The organism is Rhodococcus sp. ARC_M5 (assembly GCF_022810405.1).
In the GTDB taxonomy this organism is placed as follows: domain Bacteria; phylum Actinomycetota; class Actinomycetes; order Mycobacteriales; family Mycobacteriaceae; genus Rhodococcoides; species Rhodococcoides navarretei.
This window is the reverse complement of record NZ_JALGQE010000015.1, coordinates 86,741-98,132: the sequence shown is the minus strand read 5'-3', so window position 1 is coordinate 98,132 and position 11,392 is coordinate 86,741. Positions and strand designations below refer to the sequence as shown.

General features: G+C 64.8%; 6 protein-coding genes. All 6 read left to right on the top strand.

The annotated features are described in order from the left end of the window. Positions 1-591: 591 nt before the first annotated feature. The 6 genes from MTX34_RS20375 to MTX34_RS20350 all read left to right on the top strand — a co-directional run bounded on the left by MTX34_RS20375 (position 592) and on the right by MTX34_RS20350 (position 11,375). On the top strand, positions 592-1,068 hold the full coding sequence (locus MTX34_RS20375) for a hypothetical protein (RefSeq protein WP_243610594.1): 477 nt from the start codon (positions 592-594) through the stop codon (positions 1,066-1,068). A 258-nt stretch (positions 1,069-1,326) separates the two neighbouring features. Continuing rightward, positions 1,327-1,989, top strand: a complete 663-nt coding sequence (locus MTX34_RS20370; protein ID WP_243610593.1) for a TraI DNA relaxase — start codon at positions 1,327-1,329, stop codon at positions 1,987-1,989. Beyond that, positions 1,983-3,881, top strand: a complete 1,899-nt coding sequence (locus MTX34_RS20365) for a type IV secretory system conjugative DNA transfer family protein (RefSeq protein WP_243610592.1) — start codon at positions 1,983-1,985, stop codon at positions 3,879-3,881. The genes MTX34_RS20370 and MTX34_RS20365 overlap by 7 nt, the downstream gene beginning before the upstream one ends. Continuing rightward, positions 3,878-4,330: a DUF4913 domain-containing protein gene (locus tag MTX34_RS20360; RefSeq protein ID WP_243610591.1), complete on the top strand. Its 453-nt coding sequence runs from the start codon at positions 3,878-3,880 to the stop codon at positions 4,328-4,330. Before MTX34_RS20365 ends, MTX34_RS20360 begins: the two co-directional genes overlap by 4 nt. 245 nt (positions 4,331-4,575) lie before the next feature. Continuing rightward, entirely contained in the window at positions 4,576-5,190 is a 615-nt protein-coding gene (locus tag MTX34_RS20355; RefSeq protein WP_243610590.1) for a hypothetical protein, read from the top strand. A gap of 32 nt (positions 5,191-5,222) precedes the next feature. Continuing rightward, the gene (locus MTX34_RS20350; RefSeq protein WP_243610596.1) at positions 5,223-11,375 is read left to right on the top strand and encodes a helicase-related protein; all 6,153 of its coding nucleotides are present in this window, start codon (positions 5,223-5,225) and stop codon (positions 11,373-11,375) included. The last annotated feature ends 17 nt before the right edge of the window (positions 11,376-11,392 follow it).

Sequence of the window (11,392 nt, the reverse complement as noted above, 5' to 3'; positions counted from 1 at the left end):
GGTCGAGTCACTGTGAGAGGTAACTCGTTCATCACTACGCGATGGCCCACCCACAACACGGGTACGACACGCCCGAGCTGCGGCTACGCCGCCTCACCGAATGTCCACCACCCCACGGGACTTACCCGAGCGTTTCGTTCACCTGGTCCCTCTGTCTCGGATTATGGCCATACGTGTAGAGCGGTTCTTACCGAAGTTGCGACCCAACCGGCACGTGCGCCAGGTTGGGTCGCATCCCTCTCCCGGGCGACACCCAGCCCAGACGGGCAGCCTTCAGGAGCGCTCCGGTTAGCCGAAGTATTCGACTAAGTTCGCAATTGCATTCACAGCACTGCATACTAAAATGCTGATTTTATACAGCGCTGTCAACGCTTTAGAACTCTTACTCTTTTTCTCTCGAGTCATTATTCAATGAAATCCTCCTAATTTATTTTGAGCGGTAAATGCAAAGTCGAAAACGCTTTAGAATTACTATCTCAATCTATTTATTATAGCATAAATAGGGCCGATAATCTTGAATACATTCACGCAGAAGCTCACGCACATACGCGAAATCTGAATTCGTCTGGGCCACTGCGTACGCTCTTGCCCATGCCGAGCGATGAAGTCGACCCACGCGAGAACCCGGAGTACGTCACCTTGTCGTCCGCTGCGAAAGAGTGCGGCGTCCGGGTGCAGGTTTTGCAGGAACTCGTTGCTGCGCGCGCACTGGTCGACGGAGTGGTGAGATCCCGGCGCGGACACATCTACATGCACGTTGCTCATGCTCCGAGCTGGACGCAGGTCGAGCAAATGCTTCTCAAGCTCTACACCGACCAGCTCGCAATCGTCGACCGAAGGGTGCGCACCATCGAGACCGAGGTCGAAGCGATCCGTTTCGACGTCAACGAGGCCCAGCAAGATCTGGACGGCCCACTCGGGGACGACCTTCGCGGCGCATCGCTTTTCCACTCGTACGACCGCGAAAACACGAAGACTCTGCACGGGGCGTTCGCCAAGCTGCAGACCGACGTCATGAAGCTCGAAACGCTCAAACGACACCTCACCGAGATGCGCGAAGTCTACTGACACTCCCTGAGTCATTCGAGCGCCGAAGGCTGCGACAGACCCGCGCCATGCGTTATGGTGAGCACGTTCGACCGTCGATGAGGGTCACGGTCGAGCGTCCATCCAGCAACAGCGCTGCACCACACCGTTTTCGGGTGTCGGTGTCTTCTGGCTGTGGGCTGGCCGACGCTCCCAGTGAAGGCCCTCCATGTCGATTCCTCACTCGCTCCCGCCGAGCACTCATCACATCTCGTTCACCACCGACGGTGGTGAACGTCGATGACCACACGCTCTGTCTCGATCGCGGAGCTGCAGCGCCGCTCGCAGATCGCTGCCGCCGCCTACGAACGCGGTCGCCGCGCCACTCTGGCTGCCGCCCGCCGCCGCAGCCTGGCCGATCGCGCGCACGTCCGCCGCGAGGAGATCCGTAGTCGGTCGCACTCCTACGAGCCGCGCAGTGACAGTCGAGCATTCGGGCTGCTCGATTCCGACGTGTCGTTGGTGCGGGCGGCGGCATATCTCGCTGCGGCCGGTGTAGCGCACGAGCTGATCACCGCGCAGACCTTCACCGATCCCGTTCAGCAGGAGTGGGCGGACGCCACCGTCGATCGCACTGCGGTGCACGAGGATGCGTGGCGGGAGCGGTTGGTCGACAACGGTATCGACGATGCGGCGCTCCGGCCGGGTCTGTCGCTGGACGTCCTGGAGTTGCCTGCCGAGCTCGATGGCCTCGACTTCGACGACATCGCCGAACACACCCTCGACGTGTCCTCCACCTCCGCCGCCGTCGAACCGCTACGTCTGGCCGATCTGATGCTCGACACACCGCGCCAGGAGCGTTCGTCGGACTCGGTCATCGACATCACCGACCGGGTCGCCCGCGTCATCGAAATCGACCGTGGCGTCGACACAGCCGTCGAAACAGGTGTGGACGCATGGTGACGAAGAAGGCGACCTCGCAGGGTGCCGGCGCGTCCTCGTCGATGCTGCCTCTCATCGCAGTCCTGCTCGCGATCGCGCTCATCGCCCTGGCTTACGGGTCGCTGTGGCTCGGGAACGCGTTCACCGACACCGGCCAGCAGATCCCCGGCAATCCGTTCGTTGCCCTGTTCTCCGTAGCCGGCGGACAGCTCACCTGGCCGACCGTCTCGACGGTGATCTTCGTGATCACGGTGATCATCGCCTCCGGTCTCACCGGGGTCGCCGCAGCGGCACGCGCGGCCGGAAGTGACAAGAAAGACGATGTCGACGCCAAGGCCCGACTGATGGGTCCCGCATCGAAGCTCAGTGGAGTGACCGGCAAGCAGGCACTCGAACGAGCGAAGAAACTGCGACCGGACCTCGCCGGCCGAGACACGCTGGACGACGCCGACATCGGGGTCATCGTCGGCCGCACCGTCCAAGGCAACCAGAGGGTGTACATGTCGTGGGAGGACATGCTCTTCGCCCTCGCCGGGCCTCGCATGGGTAAGACCGCGGCGCTGGCGATCGACGCCCTGTGCACCGCACCGGGCGCGGCATTGTTCACCTCGAACAAGCGTGACGGGCACGACTTCACCCGCCTTGTCCGCGAGTTGCTCGGCGCGGTGTGGCGGTACGACCTACAGGGGATCGCCGAAGGCCCCCGCACCGGCGACGACAGATTCTGGTGGAACCCGCTGCGCGCGATCGAGACGATCATGGACGCCCGCAAACTGGCCTCCTACTTCGCTGCCGCATCGAAGGACGATTCGGCCCGCGTCGATGCCTACTTCGACGGCGGAGCGCAAGAGCTATTGGCGCAGATGATGCTCGCAGCGGCGTGTGCGGACGGAGATCTGCTGCACGTCTACGGCTGGCTCTCCGACGAGGCGAACGAACTTCCCCAGCGTCTACTCGCGGTCCACGGCCACCACATCATCGCCAACCGGCTCAAGTCGACCAGCGAACTCAACCCGCGCCAGCGAGACGGCCTGTACGACATGGCCCGTCGATTCATCGGCCTGCTCGAGGAGCAGGCCTACGCGATTTCGGTTCTCCCACCGAACCGCCGCGACATCTCCCTCGAGGGCGCACCGGACACCAAGATCGGTGGATCGGTGCGGTACCCGCACTCGATGCGCGAGTTCGTCGTCGAGGACTTCGTCACCAGTAACGACACGCTGTATGCGTTGTCGAAAGAAGGCCCCGACTCGTCGTCGGCGCTGACCACTGCGCTGATCGGATCGATCATCGACGCCGCCCAGCGCGTCGCTCGCCGCAGCCCGCGCGGGCGACTTCCCGTGCCGATGCTCGGCGTCCTCGACGAGGCCGCGAACGTCTGCCGACTCCCCGAGCTCCCCGCCTGGTACTCCCACCTCGGATCGCAAGGGATCTGCGTGATGACGATCGTGCAGAACCTCTCTCAGGCCCAGAAGGTGTGGGGGCAGGACGGGGTCAAGCAGCTCCTCGATGCCGCGAACTTCCTCTGGTACGGCGGCGGTGTGAAGGACAAGAACACTCTCTCCGAGCTGTCGGCGCTCGTCGGTGATCACGACGTCGAACGCTGGTCGGCCTCCCGCAGCGGCGGGGTGTTCGACAGTGGGTCGTCATCGAAGTCGCAGTCCTGGTCCAAGGAGCCGATCCTTACCGTCGACGACCTCGCAGCGATCCCGAAAACCCGGGCACTGGTGCAGATCTCGGGCAATCGACCGGTGTTGGTGAAAAAGATGTATTGGTCCGACGGCCCCAACGCCGACGCGATCGATGCCTCGTTCGCGATGTACGGCATCCCCGACAAGGAGCAGATCCACGTCCCCGATCGAGTACACGCCACCGCCACCATCGACGACGTCGACGAGGAGCCGTTCCTGTGACCGCTGACGACGACTTCCCTGACGAGAACTTCCCCGGCGACCATCCCGACAACTCCGATTCCGATTCGGTTCCCGAGAAGGCTGCGTCGACGAAGTTCGCGAGCTTCGATGCCTGGTTCGAGACGTGGCTGTCGGCGATCGTGGCTCGCAAGCTCTCGTCGTCTGCCGGGAAGAACCGGGTGTTCTGCCCACGGTGGTTCGAGCATCCCGAGGTCGTGGTGCGTCTGCACGCACTGTGGACGGCATGGGAGGCAGCGTCCGCGGCCGAGGACGGGGCCGCGATGTCGGGGTGGTGGGTTCATCACGCCGACCCGCAGCTACGCACGATGCTCGATGCCGAGCACGGCCCGATGTACCTGTGCAGCCGTGACTCTCATCAGAAGACGCCGCCGATTCGGCTGAACCTGGTGCAGGCCCCGGCCGGCTGGTTCGACGAGCTCACCGGCTGAAAAACCTGACACAACCCCTGACCCGAAACAGCCAGAAGCCCTGGTGGGTCCTGCATGACCCACCAGGGCCCTTTGTGGCCGGAGATTGCGCCTCCAGCCGACGACGACGTTAACGACCCCCACCCGGTCTCGGGTTGCGCGGGTCGCATACACCTCTCGCCCATCTTCAGGAGCGCACGCTGTGGCCAAAGATTCCGACAATTTCCAACTCGATTTGTTCGCCGAGACAGAGGACAGTGACACCCATGATCGACCCGATAACGCAGGACATCATGAAGCTCTACCTCCAGCATCAGGGGCTGCCGCCGGAGTTGAGCCCGACCGATCAGCAGGCGTTCCTCGAGAGCGAGAGCGAGCGGATCGCGGAGCGGATCGACAACATGAAGATCAACATGGAACAGCAAGTGCTGCGGAACTATATGCGCGACAACGGCCAACCGCCCCCGTACATGGAGAAGGTCGGGTTGATCAACCAGGCCTGGGCGCAGGCGACGGACTTCGTGATCAACGAGGAGATCTACAACCAGCTCCCGAAGGAGATGGAGGCCTACCCGCCGGATCAGGAGAGCCCGGAAGCCGAAGCGGAACGGGATCGGGCACGGATCCAGGTCCACAAGAGCGATCCGGAGCGGTGGCGCAACCCGCTGAACTGCGAGGACCCGATCGAGTCGACTCGGCGGCTGATGCGGCTGTTGTGGAAGGACAAGCCGAGTCGGTTCCAGTACTACGCGGTGCACCTGCTGGCGGCGAGGATGGAGGACGACCAGCCCTACCCGACGTCGACCGAGCACCTGCTGTATCCGTCGTTCACGAGCCTGCTCGACGAGAGGGTGGCCGAGCACGCGGCAAGCGGAAAGTAAACCGCCGCAGCGAATCCGACGCCCAGCTCGATCTGTTCTCGTTCGACGCCGACGGGGCCGCACCGATCGACCCCACTGCCGTCGATGTCGGCGGCACACCGCTACCGGCACCGGTCGATCCCCAGATCCTCGCCGCCGACGCCGCATCCCGACAGGGGCGCGAGCTCCAGCCCACACCGGAGGTCGCCCCGGACACCGCCGCCGACAGCCCGGCACTGCCGCCGTCCGCGACGGAGCTGGTACGCGACGCCTACGGCCGGCTCGCGAGCGAGGACGAAGCGTACGTGCGGCTGGCGCGGATACGCGCCGACCTCGACGGGACACTGACCGCCGACCAGGTCACCGATGCACTGATGGAGCTGCGCCGCGCAGGCGATGTGTCGCTGATTCCGGAAGAGAATCAGAAGACTCTCGGGCCCGACGATCACGCTGCAGCGGTGAGCTACGGCAACCAGAGTCGGCACCTGATCGCCGTCGACGGTCGCCGCGTCGACCAACTCCTCGCCGCGCAGAGCACTCCCCCACTCAGCGTCGAGACCGACTCCCCCACAGTCGAACCGACACCCGATCCCGCAGCGACTACCGCAGTCCCTGACACCACCGAAGGGATGGCGGTCGACACGCAGACGGTCGCCGAGCGACTGTGGAATGTCGAGCCCGTGGATTTCCGGCCCGGCACCGAGATTCTGGTGCCGTCCGGAGCCAAAGCCCGTGTGGCAGCGAACATCGACGCCCTGCGCGTGCTGGCCGCTGTGACCGCGCAGGATCGATATGCCACCGCCGACGAGCAAGCAGTACTGGCCCGTTGGTCGAGTTGGGGTGCAACCCCTCAGGTCTTCGACCCGCGCCGCGACGATTGGGCGGCCAAACGCGAGCAGATCCGCTCGTTGCTGGACGACTCAGCGTGGGCGCAGGCGCAGCGGACCATCCTCAACGCTCACTACACCGACCCGGCCATCGCTGCGGCGATGTGGAAGGCGACGATCCGGGCCGGGTTCACCGGCGGCCGCGTTCTCGAACCGGGTTGCGGGTCGGGCACATTCATCGCCCACTCCCCCGGCTCGGCGCAGATGGTCGGGGTGGAGCTCGACGCCACCACTGCCGCGATCGCCGCGGCGTTGAATCCGTCGGCGCAGATCCGCGCCGAGGGATTCGAGAAGACCACCGCACCGGCGAGCTCGTTCACCGCGGCGATCGGCAACGTCCCGTTCGGGGACTACCGGCTCTACGACCCGGTCCACAATCAGGCCAAGCACTCGATCCACAACCACTTCATCGTCAAATCGTTGGCGATGACCGCCCCCGGCGGCTATGTCACCGTCCTGACCTCCCGCTTCACCCTCGACGCCCAGAACCAGCGGGCCCGCCGCGACATCGCCGCCCTCGGCGACCTCGTCGGGGCAGTGAGGTTGCCGTCCAACGCGTTCCGCCGCGTCGCCGGGACGGAGGTCGTCACCGACATTCTCGTGTTGCGTCGCCGCGCTGACGGGGTGAAGCCTGCGCCGCTGACCGAGCGGTTCCTGCAGCTCGAGAACGCCACCGCCTTCGACGATGTCGGCGAGGACAAGGGTGTGCCGATCAATGCCGTCTACACCGACCACCCCGAGTGGGTGCTCGGTGAGCTACGGGTCGGGCACGGCCAGTACGGCAACGAGACTCTGTCCGTCGACGCGACCGACAGCGACGTCGACCTCGCTTCACTGGTCGAGGATCGGCTCACCGCGATCGTCGATGTCGCGAAGGCTGACGGGCTCGGGCTCACCGCATCGTGGCGCGACACCCTCGGCCCGACCCGGGAGGACTTCGAGCGCGGACTGCTGGCGATCGGGAACGGACCGGCCGAGGACGAGCTGGCGGTGGGAACGCTGCGGCACGACGCGCAGATGGAGACCATCGAACGCTGGAACTCGCGCGACTGGGAGCCGGTGAACACTCGTGGAGCCAAGCAGGTCGCCGAATGGGGCGAGCTGCTCGCGCTCCGCGACACCACCCACGCCCTGATCGACGCGCAACGCGGCCCCACCGACCTCAGTCAACGGCAGGCCTTGCGGGAGATCCTGGGTGAGCAGTACGACGCATACGTTGCCCGCTACGGCCCGATCAACCGGTTCAAGATGTCGATACCCAAGGACCTCACCGAATCGCAGCACGACGCCGCTCTGGCGAAGTCGATCGAGACATGGCGCAAGGACGAAGGGGTCGCCGGCGACCCGTATGCCGGTGATATTCCCGAGGACGTCTACGACCGACTGTCCGACGATGCGTGGATCAATCCCCGACAGCCCACCAAGCTGCAGAGCCACCTCGGCAAAGCGCTACGCACCGATCCGACGTTCGCTGCGGTGCTTTCCCTCGAGCATTTCGACGAGGAGACCATGACCGCCCGCAAGGCGGCGATCTTCCACACCGACGTTCTGCATTCGCGTGAGCTGCGCAGCCACGCCGAGACGGTCGACGAGGCGATGGCCATCAGCCTCGACGAACAGGCCCGCCTCGATGTCGGGCGGATCGCCGAACTGCTCGGCACCACCGTCGAGCACGCCGAGACCCAGATGGAAGGACGCGCTTTCCGCACTCTGACCGACCCGGCACGGTGGGTGTCGTCATCGAGCTATCTGTCGGGCAATGTCCGCACCAAGCTCGCCGACGCCGAAGAGATCGCCGCCCTCGATCCCCGCTACCAAGCCAACGTCGACGCATTGACCGCGGTCATCCCGCCGCGCAAGACCGATGTCGATGTCGCTCTCGGTGCTCCGTGGGTGCCGATCGAGACCTACACCCAGTTCGTCCGCGAGACCTTCGAGGTACCGGCAGATGTCCCGGTCACCATCGAACGGGCATCGGGGCGATGGACCGTGGCGGTCGATCACTATCCGGGTGCAGGTGAACAGGACCTCAAGTGGGGTCTGGTGCCCAAACGCGGATCATGGTCGACGAAATACAACTTCGAGCACCGCCCGGCCGAAGACCGCGGTATCGGCAACGCCGGTATGCGCGCCGGGGACTACGGCTGGCCCGCGATGCTCACCGATCTGCTCAACAGCGACCCGATCGAGATCACCAGCTCCAAAGAGTTCCGTGACAGTGCCGGCGCGCCGACGGTGCACGATGCCGCAACCCGCGCCGCCCAGTCCAAGGCGCGACGTCTGGCCCAGGAGTTCGGGCAGTGGGCGCTGCACGCCGACGAGGTGCGCCGCGAACAGCTCCTCGACATCTACAACGACAAGTTCAATTCCCTCGTCGCGCCGGTGCATTCGGGTGCACACATGGCCTTCCCGGGCTTGGGTGAGAAGTACTCGCCGTACCCGTACCAACGCAACGCCGCCGCACGGATCGTCTCCGAGCCGACGGTACTGCTCGATCACGTCGTCGGGGCCGGCAAGACCGGCACCATCCTCATGGGCGCGATGGAGCTCAAGCGCCTCGGGCTGGCCGACAAGCCCTGGGTGGTGGTGCCCAACCACATCATCGACCAGGTCGTCCGCGAAGCCGGCCAGTGGTATCCCGGCGCGCGAATCCTGTCCGGATCGGCGGCCACCGACGCCGAAGGGCGCCGATTGCTCGTCGCACAGTCGGCCTCGCAGGACTGGGACATGGTCATCGTCCCGCGGTCGGCGTTCTCCTCGATCGGGGTCGATCCCGGCACCAAAGCCGAATACATCCGCACCCAAGTCGCCGACCTCGATGCAGCGCTGGTCGACGCGACGTCGGATCTGACCATTAAACGACTCGAAGCGATGAAGACCAGGCTCGAAGAAAAACTCGAAACCGCGCTCGAACAGGCAGGGAAGGACCGAGGGCTGACGTTCGAGGCGTCGGGCTGCGACTACCTCTTCGTCGACGAAGCACACGAGTTCAAGAACCTCGCCCGCGCGTCCGGGGTCACCGAGCTCGCCAACGAAGGCTCGCACCGGGCCACCGACATGGACCTCAAGCTGAACTATCTGAGGTCGATGCGCCGCGAGGAAGCGATCACCAAGGGCATCCCGCCGGAGGAGTACGTCGAACGCGTGGCCACGTTCGCCACCGGCACCCCCGTCGCGAACTCCCTCGCCGAGCTGTGGGTGATGCAGCACTACCTGCGTCCGGATCTCCTCGAGGACGCCGGGGTCGCCCAGATCAACGACTGGGGAGCAACGTTCACCGACACCGTCGAGCGGGTCGAGCTGAACTCGTCCGGATCGAGACTGCGGGCAGTGACCCGGGTCGGGGAATTCACCAACGTCGGTGATCTCATCGGGATGACCAGCGTCTACACCGATGCCGTCACCCGCGATCAGGTACCGGCGAACCTGCCCGTCAAGGACGGTGGCCGCAACACCGACGTCACCTTCACCCCTGCGCTCGAAGTGCAGGACTTCATCGCCGACCTCGGGTATCGCGCCGACCATGCCGACGCCAAACGCCCGGATATCGACAATGCGCTCAAGATCGCCAACGACGGCCGCAACGCCACCCTCGACCCCAGGGTCGCGCACCTCGATCCGGCACCGCCGGAGCATTCCCGTGCGCACATCGTCGCGCAACGAATCCTGGACGTGCACGACGACTCCAGCCAGAACACCTACCTCGACTCATCCGGCGAACCCCACCCGACACCGGGTGCGTTGCAGATCGTGTTCTGCGACCGCTCCACCCCGAAAGCCGACGGGTCGTGGTCGATCTACGACGGGATCCGCGAAGAGTTGCTCGCCAGCGGAATGGAGCACGCTCAGATCGCCTACGTCCATGACTACCCGAAGCCGTCGGAGAAGGCCCGCCTGTTCGAGATGTGCCGCACCGGAAAGGTATCGGTGGTGTTCGGGTCCACCGAGAAAATGGGAACCGGCACCAACATCCAGGACCGTGCGATCGCGCTGCACCACGTCGACGTGCCGTGGCGACCGGCCGACCTCGAACAACGCGAGGGCCGAATCATCCGGCAGGGCAACCAGAACGCGCACGTGAAGGTGTTCAACTACGTCGCCGAGAAGACCTTCGACACCGTCATGTGGCAGACCGTGCACCGCAAGGCGCATTTCATCGAGCAGCTCAAGAGAGCGGATCGCTCGATGCGGCGGGTGGTGGACCTCGACAGCGATTCGCTTGCCGAGAACTCGGCGATGACCAAGGCCCTTGCCACCGGCGACGATCGGTACATCCAGCAGATCGAGCTCGACTCCCAGCTCCAGGAGCTTCAGTCCGAGGCAGATTCGCATTTTGCCGAGCAACGTTCGATCGAGCGTGACCGCGACCGGTTGCGCCGCGAAGTACCCCGCACGCGTCAGCGGGTCGCCCAATTGGCCGAGGCGGCACCGGTGCTCAAAGGCCGGCGCGAGGTCGAGCAGTGGCCCGGCATGACCATTCGCGGGGTGTTTTACGACAAACGCAGCGACGCCGCGAATGCGATGGCCATGGCGTTGCAGACCAGCTATCGGTTCCTGAAGGGCGAAGGGCTGACCAAGACGGTGGTGATCGCGGAGATGAGCGGATTCCCGATCGAGGCCTCCCGTCCCGCCCAGGACAGTGCGCTGTATCTGTCGTTCTCCGGACTCGGGTCGTCGACGAAAGTGATCGAAGCCCGCGACCTACACCCGAAGATCGGGGACAGTGACCGCAGCCAGCACGCTTTCGGGCTGCTCACGCGGGTGGAGAACATGGCGTACACCGTCGACACCGACCTGGCCAAGGCCGAACGCTCCCTTGATCGAGACGAGCAACGCCTCGACGACCTCGAACTCGTCGAGCTCTCGGACTTCCCGAAAGCGGTTCAGCTCAAGGATCTCTCGAACGAAGTCGCTCGTCTGCGGCGCGAGATCAAGGAGGCCGAGACCAGCCCCGAAGCCCTCGCCCGCGATGCTGCACGCGCCGAACGTGCCGCAGCGAAAGGCCGTGAGCCCAAGTGGTCGCTCATGCTCAACCCGACCCCCGCCCTCGTCGAAGACCTCGGAATGGGCAGCGCCGATGATGTACGAGCGATGATGCACGACAAAGCAATTGCTGCTCAGCTTGCGGCCGCGCAGAGTGCGGTCGCGGACGGACAGTTGGGATCGGGCGACACATCAACCCGGCCCGGCAACTTCCTGCGCGCGGTGGACGACAACCCTGGAACGGCCAAACCCTGGAACGGTGCCGGCAACCAAGCTCCTGAATCCGGGCCCGAACATGGGACAGAAAGAGGCCACGACTACGGCGCGGGGGACTGAGCAGAGGAACTACGAAC